The sequence below is a fragment of the Pseudomonas sp. MWU13-2862 genome (genome assembly GCF_023242495.1).
Classification (GTDB): Bacteria; Pseudomonadota; Gammaproteobacteria; order Pseudomonadales; family Pseudomonadaceae; genus Aquipseudomonas; species Aquipseudomonas gingeri_D.
The window spans coordinates 1-17,800 of sequence record NZ_JALMEZ010000001.1; the positions used below are offsets into that span (position 1 = coordinate 1).

At 62.6% G+C, this 17,800-nt stretch carries 16 protein-coding genes; 7 read left to right on the forward strand and 9 right to left on the reverse strand.

What is annotated here, in order from left to right:
* Positions 1 to 119 precede the first annotated feature (119 nt).
* Positions 120 to 878 (forward strand): DJ-1/PfpI family protein, encoded by a 759-nt coding sequence (locus tag M5C56_RS00005; RefSeq protein WP_103498463.1) that lies wholly within the window; start codon positions 120 to 122, stop codon positions 876 to 878.
* A gap of 117 nt (positions 879 to 995) precedes the next feature.
* Here M5C56_RS00005 and M5C56_RS00010 read toward each other — a convergent pair whose 3' ends face one another.
* Entirely contained in the window at positions 996 to 1,394 is a 399-nt protein-coding gene (locus M5C56_RS00010; protein ID WP_103498462.1) for a carboxymuconolactone decarboxylase family protein, read from the reverse strand.
* Positions 1,395 to 1,452: 58 nt separating this feature from the next.
* Positions 1,453 to 2,475: an AraC family transcriptional regulator gene (locus M5C56_RS00015; protein WP_103498461.1), complete on the reverse strand. Its 1,023-nt coding sequence runs from the start codon at positions 2,473 to 2,475 to the stop codon at positions 1,453 to 1,455.
* 159 nt (positions 2,476 to 2,634) lie between these two features.
* Between M5C56_RS00015 and M5C56_RS00020 the strand changes: the two genes are divergently transcribed.
* The 3 genes from M5C56_RS00020 to M5C56_RS00030 are packed head-to-tail and all read left to right on the forward strand — an operon-like array spanning position 2,635 to position 5,315.
* A complete protein-coding gene (locus M5C56_RS00020; protein WP_103498460.1) occupies positions 2,635 to 3,816 on the forward strand; it encodes an acetyl-CoA C-acyltransferase family protein in 1,182 nt (393 codons plus the stop codon).
* A 12-nt stretch (positions 3,817 to 3,828) separates the two neighbouring features.
* A complete protein-coding gene (locus tag M5C56_RS00025) occupies positions 3,829 to 4,683 on the forward strand; it encodes a 3-hydroxybutyryl-CoA dehydrogenase (RefSeq protein WP_103498459.1) in 855 nt (284 codons plus the stop codon).
* A 5-nt stretch (positions 4,684 to 4,688) separates the two neighbouring features.
* Positions 4,689 to 5,315, forward strand: coding sequence for a TetR/AcrR family transcriptional regulator (locus tag M5C56_RS00030; RefSeq protein WP_103498465.1), 627 nt, complete (start codon positions 4,689 to 4,691; stop codon positions 5,313 to 5,315).
* 10 nt (positions 5,316 to 5,325) lie between these two features.
* On the opposite strand, the gene M5C56_RS00035 is transcribed toward M5C56_RS00030, so the two are convergent.
* Positions 5,326 to 5,676: a hypothetical protein gene (locus M5C56_RS00035; RefSeq protein ID WP_178129766.1), complete on the reverse strand. Its 351-nt coding sequence runs from the start codon at positions 5,674 to 5,676 to the stop codon at positions 5,326 to 5,328.
* 194 nt (positions 5,677 to 5,870) lie between these two features.
* Between M5C56_RS00035 and M5C56_RS00040 the strand changes: the two genes are divergently transcribed.
* Entirely contained in the window at positions 5,871 to 7,211 is a 1,341-nt protein-coding gene (locus M5C56_RS00040; RefSeq protein ID WP_103498458.1) for a serine hydrolase, read from the forward strand.
* A 187-nt stretch (positions 7,212 to 7,398) separates the two neighbouring features.
* Here the strand turns inward: M5C56_RS00040 and M5C56_RS00045 are convergent, their stop codons facing one another.
* The 5 genes from M5C56_RS00045 to M5C56_RS00065 all read right to left on the reverse strand — a co-directional run bounded on the left by M5C56_RS00045 (position 7,399) and on the right by M5C56_RS00065 (position 14,164).
* Entirely contained in the window at positions 7,399 to 9,009 is a 1,611-nt protein-coding gene (locus M5C56_RS00045; RefSeq protein WP_100943524.1) for a GMC family oxidoreductase N-terminal domain-containing protein, read from the reverse strand.
* 56 nt (positions 9,010 to 9,065) lie between these two features.
* Positions 9,066 to 10,283, reverse strand: a complete 1,218-nt coding sequence (locus M5C56_RS00050; RefSeq protein ID WP_103498457.1) for a mandelate racemase/muconate lactonizing enzyme family protein — start codon at positions 10,281 to 10,283, stop codon at positions 9,066 to 9,068.
* Position 10,284: 1 nt separating this feature from the next.
* Positions 10,285 to 11,583, reverse strand: coding sequence for an MFS transporter (locus tag M5C56_RS00055; RefSeq protein WP_103498456.1), 1,299 nt, complete (start codon positions 11,581 to 11,583; stop codon positions 10,285 to 10,287).
* 89 nt (positions 11,584 to 11,672) lie between these two features.
* On the reverse strand, positions 11,673 to 13,097 hold the full coding sequence (gene aldA, locus M5C56_RS00060) for an aldehyde dehydrogenase (protein ID WP_103498455.1): 1,425 nt from the start codon (positions 13,095 to 13,097) through the stop codon (positions 11,673 to 11,675).
* Between the two features lie 119 nt (positions 13,098 to 13,216).
* A complete protein-coding gene (locus M5C56_RS00065; protein ID WP_103498454.1) occupies positions 13,217 to 14,164 on the reverse strand; it encodes a LysR substrate-binding domain-containing protein in 948 nt (315 codons plus the stop codon).
* 495 nt (positions 14,165 to 14,659) lie between these two features.
* Here M5C56_RS00065 and M5C56_RS00070 point away from each other — a divergent pair, with 495 nt between their 5' ends.
* Entirely contained in the window at positions 14,660 to 15,895 is a 1,236-nt protein-coding gene (locus tag M5C56_RS00070) for an MFS transporter (RefSeq protein ID WP_103499361.1), read from the forward strand.
* On the opposite strand, the gene M5C56_RS00075 is transcribed toward M5C56_RS00070, so the two are convergent.
* Positions 15,836 to 16,747 (reverse strand): LysR substrate-binding domain-containing protein, encoded by a 912-nt coding sequence (locus tag M5C56_RS00075; RefSeq protein WP_103499362.1) that lies wholly within the window; start codon positions 16,745 to 16,747, stop codon positions 15,836 to 15,838. The two genes, M5C56_RS00070 and M5C56_RS00075, sit on opposite strands and share 60 nt — an antisense overlap.
* Before the next feature lie 139 nt (positions 16,748 to 16,886).
* Between M5C56_RS00075 and M5C56_RS00080 the strand changes: the two genes are divergently transcribed.
* A complete protein-coding gene (locus M5C56_RS00080; protein WP_103499363.1) occupies positions 16,887 to 17,768 on the forward strand; it encodes a hypothetical protein in 882 nt (293 codons plus the stop codon).
* Positions 17,769 to 17,800: the final 32 nt, after the last annotated feature.

The window sequence follows — 17,800 nt, forward strand, 5'->3', positions numbered from 1 at the left end:
GGTCGGCGTACGCTGTTGCTGTGCTATCGCCTACAGGCTTCATGGCGTTATCCGGCACGGCCAGGTAACGATCCTGCTGCTATCCTCGATCTCTACCCTGTAGAAATCGAGCCACCTGCATGATTCTTATCCTGCTCCCCCACTCCGACTACGACCCCACCGAAAGCAGCGTCCCCTGGCAGGCCATGCGCCGGGCCGGGATCGAGGTGCGCTTCGCTACCCCGCTGGGTGCCCCGGCCTACGCCGACCCGCGTCTGGTGGAGCACGGCTTCGGCCTGCTGAACCCCATGCTGATGACCCGCGACAGTGACCTGCAAAGCTACAACACGATGATCACCGACGAGCATTTTCGCCAACCGCTGGCCTACGCAGATGTCGACCCCACGCAGTTCGAAGGGCTGTTCGTGCCAGGCGGACATGCCGAGGGCATGCGCAGCCTGCTGGAGTCGGACGAAGCCATGCGCATCGTCCTGCATTTCTTCAAAACCGGCAAACCCGTCGCCTCGGTGTGCCACGGCCCATTGCTGCTGGCCCGCACTCTCGACCCCGACAGCGGGCGCTCGGTGCTCCATGGGCGCAAGGTCACCGCATTGCTGTCCACCACCATGGAACTGGCCGCCTGGCTGATCACCGCGCCGTGGCTCGGCCGCTACTACCGGACCTACCCACAAACCGTCGAGTCCGAGATCAAGGCGGCGCTGGCCACGCCAAAAGACTTTTCCCAGGGCCCGCCAGCGCTGCTGCGCGATTCCGCGGCCAAACCGGGCCGTGGCTTCGTGGTCCGCGACGGCAACCTGCTGACCGCGCGCTGGCCAGGGGATTGCCATCGCCTGGCGGCCGAATGGATCAAAATGCTAAGACCCGCACAAGCCGCCTAGGAGCCGGGCTTGCCGGGATGCCGTTCAGTTGAGGAAGTGAGATATTGAAAACGCCGTAGCGCACTCGGAGGATGAGCGGACCTATCGGTTTCTCGAGCGCGGCGTTGAAATATCGCTTCAGTCCAGCTTGAACGCCTCATCCAGCGGCACGCGATAACCGTTGGCCAGGCGATTGGTTTCGTTGGCCATGCCGACCACCGCCTGCAACTCGCCGAACATCTCGTCGCTCATCCCGGCCTTGCGCGCGGCGGCAGTGTGAGAAGCGATGCAATACGGACAGTTATTGGTGACGCTGACCGCGACGTAGATCAGTTCCTTGGTCAGCGGGTCCAGCGCGCCGGGGGCCATGATCTCCTTGAGGCTCTCCCAGGTCCGGCGCAAGGTCGGCGGGTGCGCGGCCAGGCACTTCCAAAAGTTATTGACCTGGTCGACCTTGCGGGTATGCATGATGTCGTCGTAGACGGCGCGCACTTCCGGATTGGCGTCTTCGTATTCGGTCAGATGCTGGGACGGCATGAACGGTTCCTCGGTGAGTGGACAGCGATGGATGAAACGAAGGTTATAGCTGAATCCGTCAGGGCTGTGCTGATCCTTGCGATCCGCGTAAACGAAAACTCCCGGGGCTCTCCCCCGTCCACTGCTTGAACGCGCGGTGGAAGGCACTGGGCTCGCGAAAACCCACTTCCTGGGCGATATCGGCAATGCTCATGGTGCTGCTGCGCAGCCGCTCGAAGGCGATGGCCCGGCGCACCTCGTCCTTGATTTCCTGATAGGAAAACCCTTCGCGCTGCAACGCCCGGCGCAGACTGGCCAGGTGGATATCGAACTCCACCGCCAGTTGCTCCAGAGTCGGCCAATGGTCATAACCACAGGCGCGCAAGCGCTGGTGGACCCGGGCGCTGAAACCCTCGCGATTGCGGAAACGGATAAACACCGACTGCGGCGCATCGCGCAAAAAAGTGTAGAGCGACTTGCGATCCTGCAGCACCGGCAAGCGCAGGTATTCGCGCTCGAATTCGATCTCGGTCACCGCCGCGTCAAACTCCACGTAGGCGCCCCACAGCAGATGTTCATCACCATGGGGCGGACGGGCATGGGCGAAGCGGGCACGGCTGATGGGAATGCGCCGTCCGGCCAGCCAGCACATCAGGCCGACGATCAGGATCAGGAAGGTTTCGGTGATCACCGCTTGCAGGTAAGGGTCCTGGGTCTCGGTGCGCATCACCACGACCACCCGCTTGCCACGGACCTGCACCTGGGCATCGATATCCCGCAGGAACAGGGCGAAATACTCCAGCGACAGACCCAGGGCCTTGCCCACGGTCGGCGCCTGGATCAGCCCCCGGCAGATCAGGGCAAAGCTGCCGATGGGCATGCCGTGGGAATCGAAGCCGAAGAACTCGTCGCCCAGTTCGCCGATCACCGTCAGCCAGAGTTGTGCCAGCAGCTTCGGTGCAACCCGCTCCCCCAGTTCGTCCAGGGAACGCTCGGCAAAGCCCGCGGCCTGCAGCAGCTCGGCAATGCGCTGCGGGCGGTCGAGAAAACGCACCAGCAGGGCTTTAATGAAGTAGGACGACACCGAATGTTTTTCTTTCATGAATCCCAAGCTGCGTATGGCAAAAAGTCACAGGTTTACTGAGCAGTTTCGGCATAGGCCGAGTGGACCGACGGTCCTAGACTGGCCGCACTGGATGAACTGCCTCCACTCCAACCAGGATCATGCAAGCTGATCCCCACAATAATCAGGACTGCCCCCATGTCAAAGCCCGAAGTGTATATCGTCAGCGCCGCCCGTACCGCCATAGGTACTTTCGGCGGCTCGCTGAAAGACGTTCCCTTGAGCGAACTGGCCACCACCGCCGTCAAGGCCGCCCTGCAACGTAGCGACGTCGATCCGGCGCGAGTCGGCCATGTGGTGATGGGCAATGTGATCCCCACCGATACCCTGGACGCCTACCTGTCCCGGGTCGCCGCCATCAACGCCGGCATTCCCAAGGAAACCCCGGCCTACAACGTCAACCGCCTCTGCGGCTCGGGCTTGCAGGCGATTGTCTCGGCGGCACAGACCCTGTTGCTCGGCGACGCCGATATCGCCATCGGTGCCGGCGCCGAATCCATGAGCCGCGGCCCTTACCTGCTGCCCTCGGCCCGTTGGGGCGCGCGCATGGGCAATGTCCAGGCCGTCGACTACATGCTTGGCATTCTCCATGACCCGTTCCACGGCATCCATATGGGCATCACCGCCGAAAACATTGCCGAACGCAATGGCATTACCCGGCAGATGCAGGACGACCTGGCCCTGGAAGAACAACTGCGCGCCAGCCGTGCCATCGAAGAGGGTCGTTTCGCCTCGCAGATCGTCCCGGTGGAAGTGCGCAGCCGCAAGGGCACTCAATTGTTCAGTGTCGACGAGCACCCGCGAGCGACTTCGCTGGAACAGTTGGCACAGATGAAAACCGCCTTCAAGAAAGACGGCACCGTCACCGCCGGCAACGCCTCGGGCCTGAATGACGGCGCCGCCGCCCTGTTGCTGGCCACCGGCGCCGCGCTGCAGAGCGACGGCCTGAAACCCCTGGCCCGCCTGGTGGCCTACGCCCATGCCGGGCTCGAACCGGAGCTGATGGGCCTGGGCCCGATCCCGGCAACCCGCCTGGCCCTCAAGCGCGCCGGCCTGACGGTGGCCGACCTGGATGTGATCGAAGCCAACGTCGCTTTCGCCGCCCAGGCCTGCGCCGTCAGCCAGGAGCTGGACTTCGACCCGGCCAAGGTCAATCCCAACGGTTCCGGGATCGCCCTGGGCCATCCGGTGGGCGCCACCGGCGCGATCATCGCCACCAAACTGATTCATGAACTGCATCGCACCGGCGGCCGCTACGGCCTGGCCACCATGTGCATCGGCGGCGGCCAAGGTATCGCCGTTATCTTCGAACGGGTTTAAGGACAACAGAACATGAGTATTCAACGTATCGCCGTGATCGGCGCCGGCATCATGGGCAACGGGATTGCCCAGGTCTGCGCGGTGGCGGGTCTTGAAGTGTCGCTGATCGACGTCTCGCAGCAGGCCCTGGATAAAGGCCTGGCGACCCTGACCGGCAACCTCGACCGGCAAGTGCGCAAGGCCGTGATCACCCCCGAGGACAAGCAAGCCGCCCTCGGCCGCATCAGCCTGAGCAGCGACTACGCGGTGCTGGCCCGGGCCGAACTGGTGATCGAGGCGGCCACGGAAAACCTCGACCTGAAAAAACGCATTCTGCGGCAGGTGGCCGAAGTGGCCAGCGCCGAATGCATTATCGCCACCAACACCTCGTCGCTGTCGATCACCGAACTGGCGGCGGCCATCGACCAGCCCGGGCGTTTTATCGGCCTGCACTTCTTCAATCCGGTGCCGATGATGGGCCTGCTGGAAGTCATCCGTGGCCTGCAGACCAGCGATGCCACCCATGCCCAGGCCATGGCCCTGGCCAGCCAGATCGGCAAGACCGCGGTCACCGCCCGCAACCGCCCGGGCTTCGTGGTCAATCGCATCCTCTGTCCGATGATCAACGAAGCCATTTTCGTGCTCCAGGAAGACCTGGCCAGCGCCGAGGATATCGACGCCGGCATGCAGTTGGGCTGCAATCAACCGATCGGCCCGCTGGCCCTGGCGGACCTGATCGGCCTGGACACCCTGCTGGCGATCATGGAAAGCCTGCACTCGGGCTTCGACGAACCCAAGTACCGTCCGGCGCAGTTGCTCAAGGAAATGGTGGCCGCCGGTTATCTGGGCCGTAAAAGCGGTCGCGGCTTCTATAGCTACGAGTGCTGATCGTCATGCCCCGTGCAGCCCTCGCCGCCGTGCCTGAAGCCGAGCTTCAGGCACGGGCCTCGCGCCATCTGCAAACCCGCGAAAAAGCCGTGGCGCTGTTTGCCCGGCGCGGGTTCGCCCAAGTGGGCTTGCGTGAACTGGCCGGGCACCTGGGCATCCAGGCGGGCTCGATCTACAACCATATCGAGAGCAAGCAGGCCTTGCTCTTCGAACTGATCGAGAGTCTGCACCTGGAGCTGTTGGGGATTGTCACGCAACCGGTGCGCAGCGCGCGCTCGGCGGAAAAGCGTCTGAACGAGCTGATTGCCGCGCACCTGGACCTGCATCGCGCCAAGGGTGATTTCTTCCGGGTCGCCGAGCATGAGTTCCATTGCCTGGAAGCCGCGCACCAGGCAGCGATCCTGGTCTTGCGCAGGCGCTATGAGACTCATTTGATCAAGTTGCTGGGGCCGTTGGGCTTGTCGACCGACGCCACCCTGGCCCTGACCACCGTGCGGACCTTTCTCTGCCTGCTGAACAACCTGCCGGCCTGGACCGAGGAAGCCGGACTGGATGCGGCGACCTATCGGGCGTTGATGCACAATATCGCGCTGGGGGCGGTCAAGGGCGCGCTGAGCAAACCGCCCTTGTAGGAACCAGGTGTTACAGGCAGGTTGCTAGCGCGGCCAGCCTTCTCACACCAATCGGCTTGCTGACGGTCGCGTAGTAGTCGACCCGCGTGTCCGCGCCTTCGTGGCGCACGTCGGCAAAAAACTCCGAGCCCCGGGTATAAACGGTCGAGCCGCTCTTGTAGCCGGGTTGCAGATAAGCCGCCGCATCGACACCGAACACCGCCTCTTCCTGCCAGGCAAACTGAATGCACTGGGCCACGACATCCTCGGCCTTGCTCGACGTGAAGCTCTTGGTCGGCCCGGTGGTACGGGTCTGGTTCATCGCAGGCCCCATGCAGCCCGCCAACGCCACTGCCGCCAACGCCCCGATTAACATCCGCATGACCATTCCCTGCCGAAAAAAAGAAGCGACTTTAGCATTGTGGCGACTCAATACGAATCACTACCGCGCAAAAGGCCTCACGCTGTCAAAAGCCGCTCTCCCCGCCCCCGGTCCGCTCGCCTGCGACGTCGCAGCGGGTTGCACAAACGCGCCCGGTTGTCCAAGCTCTGCCCACTGATTCAAGGATGGCTCATATGTTCAAGACGTATTTCAACAGGGTACGACCGGGCCTGTGCCTGCTGTTCAGCGCACTGGCTTGCTCCACGGCCCTCGCCGAAACAGCGTCCGCCCCCTTCCCGGATGCCACCGCCAGCGACCCGACGAAACTCGGCTGGATGATCGGCGCCCCGCCGCCGGCCGATCGCATCCTGCGCTTCGAGGACGGCAGCTATTTCCGTTTCCCGGCCCTGCGCTGGAGCGTCTCGCACTTTCGCCAGTTGATGCCCACCACCAATGTGTCCCGGGGCCTTGAAGGGCCGGTTGCGTTGCCATCAGTCTTGCGCAATGACATTGATCGCCTGAGCTTCACCACCCTCGACACGAAAACGCCGATGACCTGGGAACAATCCCTGGCGGCGACCTACACCGACGGCATCGTGGTATTGCACCGTGGCAAGGTGGTGTACGAGCGCTACTTCGGCTCGCTTACTCCCCAGGGCCAGCACGCCGCGATGTCGGTGACCAAGTCGGTGATCGGTACCCTGGGCGCGACGCTGGTGGCCGAAGGGCTGATCGATGTGAACAAGGAGGTCAAGGACTATGTGCCGGAGCTGGCGAAGTCGGCCTTCGGCACTGCCAGCGTGCGCCATGTACTGGACATGACCACGGCGCTGGACTACAGCGAAGACTACGGCGACCCGAATGCCGGTGTCTGGGCCCACGCCCAGGCCGGCAACCCCTTGCCCAAGCCCGCCGACTACCAGGGTCCGCGCACCTACTACGAATTTCTCCAGACCGTGCAACCGCAAGGTGAGAACGGCAATGCCTTCTCCTACAAGACCGTCAACACCGACGTGCTCGGCTGGGTGATCGCCCGGGCCACCGGGCATAACGTGGCGCAGGTGCTGTCGGAACGGATCTGGAGCCGCATGGGCGCCGAGCAGGATGCTTATTTCACCGTTGACTCGATTGGCACGCCGTTCGCCGGCGGTGGTCTGAATACAGGTCTGCGAGACCTGGCACGCTTCGGCGAAATGCTCCGTAACGACGGCCGCGCCAACGGCCAGCAGATCGTACCGGCTAAGGTGGTCGAGGATATTCGACGTGGGGCTGACAAGGCCGCATTCGCCAAAGCCGGATACTCGCTGCTCAAGGGCTGGAGCTATCGCGACATGTGGTGGGTGACCCATAACAACCACGGGGCCTATATGGCCCGGGGCGTCCATGGCCAGCGGATCTATATCGATCCCAAGGCCGAGATGGTGATCGTGCGTTATGCCTCCCACCCGGTGGCAAGCAATTCGGCGAACGACCCGGTGACCTTGCCGGCGTTCGAGGCATTGGGGAATTTCCTGCTGGAGCATCCGCAGAAGTAACCCGTTCCGGAGCCTGAATCCTTGAGCCTTGCGTCGCCTGAATCGACGCCTTCGCGGGCAAGCCCTGCTCCTACAGTGATGTGTCGTACACAATATGGGTGAGCGACACATCACTGTAGGAGCAGGGCTTGCCCGCGAAGAGGCCCCAGAGCCTTACACCCTCCCCAAGAACGCCTCACTCGCCCGTTCAGGCATCCTCGAGAATCAGGTCCGCGCCCTTCTCCGCCACCATCAGCACCGCCGCGTGGGTATTGCCCGACGTCACGTTGGGGAAAATCGACGCATCGACAATCCGCAGCCCCTTCATCCCATGCACCTTCAGGCGCTTGTCGACCACCGACACCTGCGGATCCGAACCCATCGCACACGAACCGCACAGGTGATAGATCGACCCACTGTTCTCGCGGAAATACTCCAACATCGCCGCGTCGTCATTCACCGCCTTGCCCGGCAACACTTCATCGACGGTAATCGCCCGCAAGGCCGGCGCCTGCATGATCTTGCGAATCAGCCGGCTGCCCTGCAACACCTCGTCGATATCCTTCTCGGTGCTCAGGTAGTTCGGGTCGATCAGCGCCGCATCCGCCGGGTTCTTCGAGGCGATCCGCACGCTGCCGCGACTGGTCGGCCGGCACGGGTTGAAGCACAGCAGGAAGCCCGAATACGGCTCCGGCTTGAGGCTGGCCTTGTTGTTCTTCGGAATCTGGTACGACAAGGGGTTGAAGTACATCTGCAGGTTCGGATGCGCCTGCTCTTCATTGCCGCGGAAGAACCCGCCGGCCTGGTTGACGCTCATGGCCAGCGCGCCCTTGCGGGTCAGCAGGTATTGCAGGCCCAGCTTGAGCTGGCCGAACAACGAGCTCAGCTCATCGTTCAAGGTCGGGATATTGGCCTTGTAGTAGTAGCTCACGCACAGGTGATCCTGCAGGTTCTGCCCCACCGCCGGCAGATGCTTGACCACCGGCACCCGATGTTCGCTCAACAGTGTCTGGTCACCGACCCCGGACAGTTGCAGGATCTTCGGCGTATCCACCGCACCGGCACACAGGATCACTTCCTTGTTGGCCTTGAACGAGCGCGCCACGCCGTGCTGGCTGATGGAAATGCCGATGGCCCGCAGGTCGTTGTCGAACAACACCCGATCCACCAAGGCATGGTGTTCGACGGTGAGGTTCGGCCGGCTCAGGGCCGGGTGCAGGTGGGCGAAGCTGCTGGAGCTGCGCTGGCCATTGCGGGTGTTGACGTCATAGACCCCCGCCCCTTCGAACTTCGGTCCATTGAAGTCGTCGCTGCGCTGATAACCCAACTGCTGGCAGCCTTCGAGAAATACATCGCAGATCGGGTGCGTATGCCCCTGCATCGGCGTGATGCTGATCGGCCCGCTGCCGCCGTGATATTCGGTATCGCCCAACGGGTGGTTTTCCAGTTTGCGGAAGTACGGCAGCACGTCCTTGAACGCCCAGCCGTCATTGCCGTTGGCCGCCCAGTCATCGAAGTCATGGGCCTGGCCACGCACGTAGACCATGGCGTTGATCGAACCCGAACCGCCCTGGACCTTGCCCCGGGGCGCGTAGATTTCCCGGTTGTGCAGTTGCTTCTGCGGCTGGCTGTAGTACATCCAGTTGAAGGTCGGGTTGTAATACATCTTGGCGAAACCGACCGGGATCTTGAACCAGAACGAAGCGTCCTTGCCGCCCGCTTCCAGCAACAGGACCGAGTATTTCCCCGAAGCCGACAAGCGGTTGGCGAGGATGCAACCGGCGGCGCCCGCGCCGGCGATGATGTAGTCGTATGTCATGCAGGTTACCGCTGATTCGTTGAAAACGCCGCCCTGTCCCAGGGCGGCAGGATGGCTCAGCCCCTGGCCGGCGAGGTGTCTTTCACATCGGCGGGCGTCGGCGCCATTTGCAGGTGCAGCCGCTGGCCGGTGTAGGGCGTGTGCTTGCGCACCACGTCCATGTTCAACTCGACGCCAAGACCCGGTTCGGTCGACGGGATGATGTAGCCGTCTTCCCATTGCAGCGGCTTGGTCAGCACTTCGGCGTGGAAACCGCCCCAGGTCATGATGCTTTCCTGGATCAGGAAGTTTGGCGTGCAGGTCGCCAACTGGAAGCTGGCCGCGGCGCCGATCGGACCGTTGTAGAGGTGCGGGGCGATCTGCGCGTAGTAGGCCTCGGCCATGCTGGCGATTTTCTTGGCTTCCAGCAGGCCGCCGCAGCGCGCCACATTCATCTGCAGGATCGACGCGCCGCCGGCCTGCAGCAACTTGAAGAACTCGTACTTGGTGGTCAGCCGCTCGCCGGTGGCAATCGGGATGGTGGTCTTGGCCGCCACTTGCGCCATGGCGTCTTCCTGGCCGGGCGGTACCGGCTCTTCAAACCAAAGTGGGTCGTACTTCTCCAGGCGCTTGGCCAGGCGAATCGCCGACGACGGCACCATCTGCCCGTGGGTGCCGAACAACAGGTCGCACTTGTCGCCCACCGCTTCACGGATCTTGCGGCAGAAGGTTTCGCAGCGCTCCAGCACCTCCAGGGAAATCTGGTGGCCGGAATAGGCGGTGTAAGGCCCGGCAGGGTCGAACTTCACGGCGGTGAAGCCCAGTTTCATATTCTCTATCGCGCATTCGGCGGCCAGGTCCGGGTCGTCGTAGTCGTACTCGCCACGGCTGTTGACCGGGTACAGGTAGGTGTAGGAGCGCAGGCGCTCGTTGACCTTGCCGCCCAGCAGTTCATAGACCGGCTTGTTCGCCGCCTTGCCGATGATGTCCCAGCAGGCCATCTCCAGGCCGCTGACCACACCCATCATGGTCAGGTCCGGACGCTGGGTGAAACCGCTGGAGTAGGCCTGGCGGAAGAAGCGCTCGATATGGTGCGGGTCCTGGTCCTGCAGGTAACGCTCGAACACGTCCTCGATGATCGGCACCATCGCCTTGGGACCGAAGGTGGCGGCGTAGATCTCGCCGACGCCTTCAATACCGCAGTCGGTCTTGAGCTTGACGAACAGCCAGTACATGCCACCGATGTGCGGCGGCGGTACGGCGACAATATGGGTTTCCAGGGAGACGATTTTCATATCAGGCACCTGCCTTTTTATTGACCAGCGCACGCAGCGCCAGGGCCGCCAGGGTTCCAAGCCCGCCAATAAAGGCGATGTAGCCGAAATAGAGCTTGTAACCGAGGGCGCCAGGGAAGTTTTCCGTGAGATAACCGTTGATCAACGGGATAAAGGTGTCCGGCAGGTAGCCGACCACCGAGACAATGCCGATGGCCAGGCCGGTGATCCGCAGCGGGATCTTGCAGGTGTCGAGGATTGCCCAGTACAACCCGCGAATGGCGTAGGTCATCAGGCCGATAAAGATCACCGTGGCCACCAGGACACCGATGCTGCCCAGTGCAGGGAAGACGATCAGCCCGAGGATGCCGAGGGTCGCCAGCAGCAGTGCAACGATCAGCACCGAGATATTCGAGAACTTGTCCCCCAGGTAGCCGCCGCCGAGACCGCCGATGGGGCGCATCCACAACTTGATGGTGGTGATGGTGCCGGCCATGACCGCGGTCATGCCGCTGCCTTGCAGGTAGTCGGAGAAGCTGTAGGTGGCCCAGAAGATGTGATAACCGCAGAACACGATGGCGGTCACCAGCCACAACTCAGGGATCTTCACCAGGAAGGCCAGGTCGCTGAGCAGAGTGTGCGAGGCCTTTTCTTCCTGGGTTTCAACGGCCGCCACGGACTTGGGGTCCTTGAGCGAGACCAGCACGCAACCGATGGCGATACAGGTAAAGGAGTACAGGTAGACCACATGTTTGAAGCCTTCGGCCGCCGACTCGCTGCGGGTCTCGGTGGCGTAGGCGAACAGCCCCAGGGCCACGGTGGCGAGCATGGCTTCCACCAGGCCGCGACCGCCGTCGAGGATGCCGAAGAAGCGCCCCTGCTCGGAGGCCTCGGCGATCATCTTGACCCGTTTGAGCACCGAGGCCCAGAAGGTCAGGCCGGTGGTCAGGCCCCAGCAACCGAAGATGATCATCAGGCCGGTCATCGACGGTGCGGTGGAATACCAGATCCCCAGCAGGCCGGTGGCGACCAACGAGAAGAAGATCAGGAAGCGCGGTGCCAGGCGATCCGCCAGCCAGCCGCTGGGCAGGTAGCTGAGCAGGAAGAGGGTGCCGAGCATCGAGTACAGGTAACCCAGCTCGCTGTGATTGATATGGAACACTTCGAGCATGGTGGTCTGGTAGACCTGGCGCAGGTAGAGGATCGGGTAGATCGCCCCGGCGGCCAGCACCAGCAACATCAGTTGGAAATAACGGCTGCCCTTGTCGCTTCTGGCGGACGTGGCGGCGGCGTGAACCTGAACAGCAGCAGGCTTGGACATGTACTGGGACCTCGGGCGATCCGGCAGTGCACGGTCGCCCTTCTCTATCGATTGTTGTTATTGGAATAGCGTGTCGCGTAAAGCCTGTCTCAGTACTTCATGACCACCAGTCGGGTCTGGGTGAATTCGAGCATGCCGTGCTTGCCGTCATCGCCGCCCAGGCCGGAACGTTTCCAACCGGCGTGGAACCCTTGGTAAGGATCGGCCGGGGTGCGGTTGACGTAGAGCTCGCCGGACTCGATGGCATTGGCCACTTTCATCGCCGTGCGGTAGTTCTCGGTATAGAGCACCGACGACAGGCCGAACTGGTGATCGTTGGCCATGGCCAGCGCCTCGTCGATATCACGGTATTTGAGCACCGGCAGGACCGGGCCGAAGATTTCTTCCTGGACGATTTCCATATCCTGGCGGCAACCGCTGAGCAGGGTCGGCGGATAGAAATGCCCCGGGCCTTCGGGGATCCCACCACCGGTTTCCAACACCGCGCCGTCGGCCACGGCCCGCTCGACCATGGCGTGGATATTGCGCCGTGAGCTGGCATTGACCAGCGGGCCCATCAGGCTGGCATCCGCGGCGCGGTCACCAAACTGCACCGCGCTGATTTTCTCTTTCAGCAGCGCGAGGAAACGGTCGTGCACGCTTTCGTGGACATAGACCCGCTCCACCGCCGTGCACAACTGGCCGCAATGGGTGGTCTTGGAGGCGACGATGGCGCTGGCGGCCTGTTCCAGGTCGGCATCGGCCTCGATGATCGCCGGGGTCTTGCCGCCCAGTTCCAGGGATGGCTTGGCGATATTGGCCTTGCAGTAGTCGAGCACGATGCGCCCGGCGTTGACGCTGCCGGTCAGGGTGATCAGGCCGACGGCCTTGTGGGTGCAGACGCTGGCGGCGGTGTCGTGGTCCATGGTGAGGATATTCACCACCCCGGCAGGCAGGCTGGATTGCTGCACGGCCCGGGCAATTTCAAAGGCCGAGATCGGCGTGTTGTTGCTCGGGCGCACTACCACGGTATTGCCGGCGATCAGCGCGGGGGCGATCTTGCGCAGCAGGGTGTAGACCGGGTAGTTGAACGGAATCAGGCAAGCGACGACGCCGATGGGCTCGCGCTGCAGGAACAGGTTTTCGTCCGGGGTATCGCTGGGAATGATCTCGCCTTCGATGCGCCGCGCCCATTCGGCGTGGTAGCGGGTGATCTGCGCGGCATAACGGGCTTCGTTGCTGGCGTCGGCGACGCTCTTGCCGGACTCCGCCGCCAGGGCCTGGCCGATGTCTTCGGCGCAGGCTTCAAGGGCGCCGGCAAAGCTGCGCAGATGTTCGGCGCGTTCGATGCTGGTGAGCTTGCCCCAGAGCTTCTGGGCGGCGGCGGCGGCCTCGACGGCTTCGACCGCCTCGACGGAGGTAGCAGCCGGTACGTGGTCGATCAAGGCTTCGGTGGCAGGGTTGTAGACCGCGATCCGGGCAGTACCGGCGGGCTCGACGAACTGACCGTTAACAAAGTTGCGCTGGGTGGACATGTACTGGTTCTCGTACTTTTCTTATCTGAGAAGCCAGCAGTCTTGTCATCCGACGCGGGATGAACAAACGATTAATTCAGGCGGTAAACATTCAAAAAATGCAGGTTACCGCCCAACCTTCAGATAACCGGCATCGGCGCCGCCATCGACGGCTCCAACTGCCGCCGCGCCAGCTCCAGTTCTTCCTGCAACCACTGGCTGAAAATCTGCAACTGGGGGATCTGCGTCTGTTCCTGGCGGGTCACCAGCCAGTAGGACTGGTGACCGTCGACATGCACGTTGAGCACCTGGGTCAACTGTCCGCAGGCCAGTTCGCCGGCCACCATATGCCAGTCGGCGATGGTGATGCCCAAGCCGTCGATGGCCGCGCGAATCGCCAGGTCCAGCAGGTCGAACTCATAACCGCTCAAGGTATCGACGCCACTGATCCGCGCCGCGTCCAGCCAGTGTTTCCAGGTCAGGTAGCGCTGATCTTCCTTGGCCAGTACATGCAGCAGGGTCAGGCGGTTCAGGTCGATCTCTTCCTGCCCGCTCAACTCGCGGGCATAGAGGCTTGGCGAGCAGACAGCGATATGCCGCTCGTGCATCAGCAACGAGCTGTCCAGGCCATCCCATTCGCCATCGCCGAAACGTATCGCGCAGTCCAGGGTACTGGTCTCGGCCAGGCTGTCCTGCAGGCGTGTGGTGATGCTCAGTTCCAGCCCCGGATGTTGCTGGCGCAGGCGCCCCAGGCGCGGCAACAGCCAGCGGCTGGTAAAGGTCGGCGGCGCATTGATGCGCAAACGGTTGGCGTGGTTCTTCTCCTGGATGCCACGCACGGTCATCTCGATCTTGTCGAAGGACTGATGCAGCGCGCGCAGCAACACCCGCCCGGCACTGGTCAATTCGAGGTGGTGATGACGGCGCTCCAGCAGGCTTTCGCCCAGTTGCTCCTCAAGCTGACGGACCTGGCGGCTGACGGCGCTCTGGGTCACGTTCAGCAGCTCGGCGGCGCGGGTAAAGCTGCCGGTGCTGCCAGCCACTTCGAAGGCTTTGAGCGCATTGAGCGCGGGCATTTTGCGTTTCAAGAAAAGACACTCACCAAGGGGCGGACGGCCACAAGCATCGCATGGGGCCGGGGGTGGGTAACATTCCTTTTTGTCTATCGTCCTACAAAAAATGCGAATCCTGTCCGCCGCCTCAAAATGTGAGGCCGACGCAGATCTTGAGAACACAACGGAACCTGTAGGAGCAGGGCTTGCCCGCGAAGAGGCCCTCAAGATCGCTAAAAGCTTCGCGGGCAAGCCCTGCTCCTACAGGATGTGTGTCGTGTTCCAGATCAGCGATAAAGGAGGTTGCGATCAAAGGTCGCTTTTGCAAGAAAACCGTCGCCCCGAGATAAATAGCACGAGTATTTCGCACAGCCCTCATGAGTATTCAGCACTGGTTCTTTTCAACTTATAAACGTTACCCTGCCCTATAACTTCAAACAGAAAATTTCCACGCACTTACATTGGGCGCCACGCCAACTTTTGCCCCATTGTGTCGCACTCCTCTAACAACTTATTTTTTCAGGCCACGCAATGACAGCTATAAAAAATACACCAACAAGAACCCTCGGCCTGCTTGCTTTTATATTCACCTGCTGCAATGCCAGCACCCATGGCTTCAGTATTTTTCTTTATTCCGCCCTGTTACCCGAAATCCGCCAGCACTTCTCCCTGAGTTATAGCCAGGCCGCCTCCATTGCCGCTTTGCTGCAACTCTTCTATATGGGCGCTTCGATTGCCAGCGGGATCGCCGCCGCCTGGATCAGCCCCTTGAACATGGTGCGCCTGACCATGCTGCTCAGCCCGGTGCTGCTGGCGCTGGCGGTCGCCACGCCCTGGGTCCTGCCCTTTGCCTTGTGCCTGGCGCTGGTCTCGGCCTGTGCGGTGTCCAACTGGAACGCGATTGCCGCCCTGGCCGGCGAAGTGATTCCCGCGTCCCACCGCAGCCGGGTGCTGGGACTGGCGTCTTCCGGGGCGGCCTTTGCCATCTGCCTGAACGGCATCCTGATCGCCCTGCTCCAGGGTATTTCCCTGGGGGCTTTCTGGCTGATCTGCGCCGGGCTCACCTTGATCGTCACCCTACTGACCCTCTGGGCCCTGGCGCCCCTCGGCCGCCAGCCGGACACTCGCCCGACGACGGCCGCCTCCCTGGGCCAGGTACTCCGGCGCTGGCTGCGCCTGTGCCTGGAACAGCCCATCGCCGTGCATATCCTGCTGCTCAGCGGCTTTATCGGCAGTATCAGCGGCCCGTTCCTCAACTTCCTCTCGGCCTTCGCCAGCGAACGCCTGGGTGCCGGCCCGCAGGTCACCGGCTCGCTCTGGACCTTGATCGGCGCCTGTGGCGCGCTGGGTGGGATGTCGCTGGGGTCACTGGCTGATCGCTGGGGCGCGCTGCGGGTCATGGCCATCAGCATCGGTGCCTTCGGTCTGGCCATGCTCGGCCTTCTATTGCACCCCGGCCTGCTGCTGACCTGGCTGGCCGCCGGGTTGTTCGCGCTGTTCTACTTTCCGGTCTGGGGCCTGATGGCCGCCTACCTCAGCGCTCGCCTGACACCCGTGCAAAGCCTGCAAGTGGTGAGCCTGAGCATGGTCGGCTACGGCCTGGGCAGCGCCAGCGCGAACTGGGTCAACGGCCTGTTGCTGCAAGCCGGCGGATCGTTCGCCATCATCCATGCCTGGATCGCCGGCTGGGTGCTCGCCAGCCTGCTGTTATTGCAGGTCATGGCCCGCCACCAGCGCCGTCGGCCGCTGCTCCAGGAGCCGGTCTGAACGCAGTAGCTGGCGCCCGAGCATCTCCACCATCGCCTCGAGCCCCGGTTCCTGACAGGCCGACGAACGCCAGAGCATCAGCCGGGCCGGCTCGATAGCCGGGAAACCGTCTCGCTCATCGAGAATCCGCCAGCCCTCCGGCACCAGCCGGCGGGCAGTCACCCCCACCGTGTCGCCGCCCTCGATGGCCACGCCGATCCCTCGCGGGCTCTGGCTGGTGTAAACCACATGCCACGCCCGACCGGCCTCGGCCAGGGCGTCGATGGCATTGGCGCGAAAGGCGCAGCCCTCGGCATAGACCGCCAGCGGCACCGACTGGTCATCCGCCCAGGCACGCTCGTCGGCGGTCACCCAGACCAACGGCTCGTCGCAGAGAAACTCGCCCTGCTGCAGATTGGCGTGCTGCACCCCGAGCACCAGGTCCAGCTCGCCGCGCTGCAGGCGCCCGACCAGGGCCACCGAGGCTTCACAGCAGACGTCCGGGCGGACCTTGGGAAAGTGTTCGCGAAAATCCCGCAAGACCCCGGCCAGGCAGTATTGCGCGTAGTCCTCGGGCATCCCGACGTGGATGCAGGCGAGGTCATTGGGCAGGTGCGCCGCATTGATCGCCTCGTTATGCAGCTTGAGGATGCGCCGCGCATAGATCAGAAAGGTCTCGCCGCTGGGGGTCAGGCTGAAGCTGCGGCTGGTGCGGTGGATCAGCGGCGTGCCGACCACCTCCTCCAGCCGTTGCAGACTCTGGCTGACGGTCGACTGGGTTTTGTGCAGGCGCTCGGCGGCCGCCGAAAAACCCTGGCATTCAATAATCGCCACAAACACCTTGAGCAATGTTCCGTCCAGATGACCTGACATAACTATCGCTCCTGCCGATGGATTCGATCGTAACTCATCATTTCTATTACTCCTGAATTTGCGCAACTATCAACTCAACGCCGAGACAACTTCGAACCTTGCACTGGCGACTAATGATCGTTAACTTCAGGAGCCCGAAATGAGCCTTCAACTTGCCGATGCCGAAGTGGGTGATATCAGCGATATCGTCAACACCGAACGTTATCCCATTCATGATTCGGGCCATGTTCAATTACAGGCGCTGATCGATCACGCCCGTGCCGAACTGGCCGTCGACGGTTGCTGCCTGCTGAAGAACTTCCTGCGCCCCGAAGTGCTGGAGCAGGCTCGTCTCGAAGGTCAGGCACTCTCGGACAAGACGTTTTATTCGGTGCGCAAGGTCAACGCCTACTTCACCGAAGACGATCCCTCCCTGCCGGCCGAAGACCCGCGCCGCACCTTCATGGAGCGCACCAGCGGCTTTGTGACCCGCGACATGATCGCCCCGGACGCGATCATTCACCGGCTCTACGTCTCGCCGATGATGAAACGTTTCATCAGTGCCTGCCTGGGGGAACCTGAGATTTTCGAATATGCCGACCCCTTTGCCGGCCTGGTAATCAACGTGATGCCAGAGGGCACCCAACAGCCTTGGCACTTCGACACCAACGAATTCATCGTCAGCATGATGACCCAGAAGCCCGAGGCCGGCGGCCTGTTCGAATACGCGCCGATGATCCGCTCGCGCATGGCGGAAAACCTCGGCGCGGTGGGTCAGGTGGTGCGGGGTGAGGATCGCAGCCGGGTGAAATACCTGGAGCTCAATCCCGGCGACCTGCAGATCTTCAAGGGGCGTTTTTCGGTGCATCGGGTGACCCGTGTCGAAGGCGCGGTCGAGCGCAATACCGCGATCTTCGCCTACTCGGAAAAGCCCGGAATCATTGGCCGCGCCGAGCGCACCAAGCAGCTCTACGGGCGCCTCTCCGAAGCCCATCTGCAAGCCGAGCGCAGCCGGGTGCGCAGCGACCAACTGCTCGACTGACCTCTCCTGTAGGAGCGAGCTTGCTCGCGATG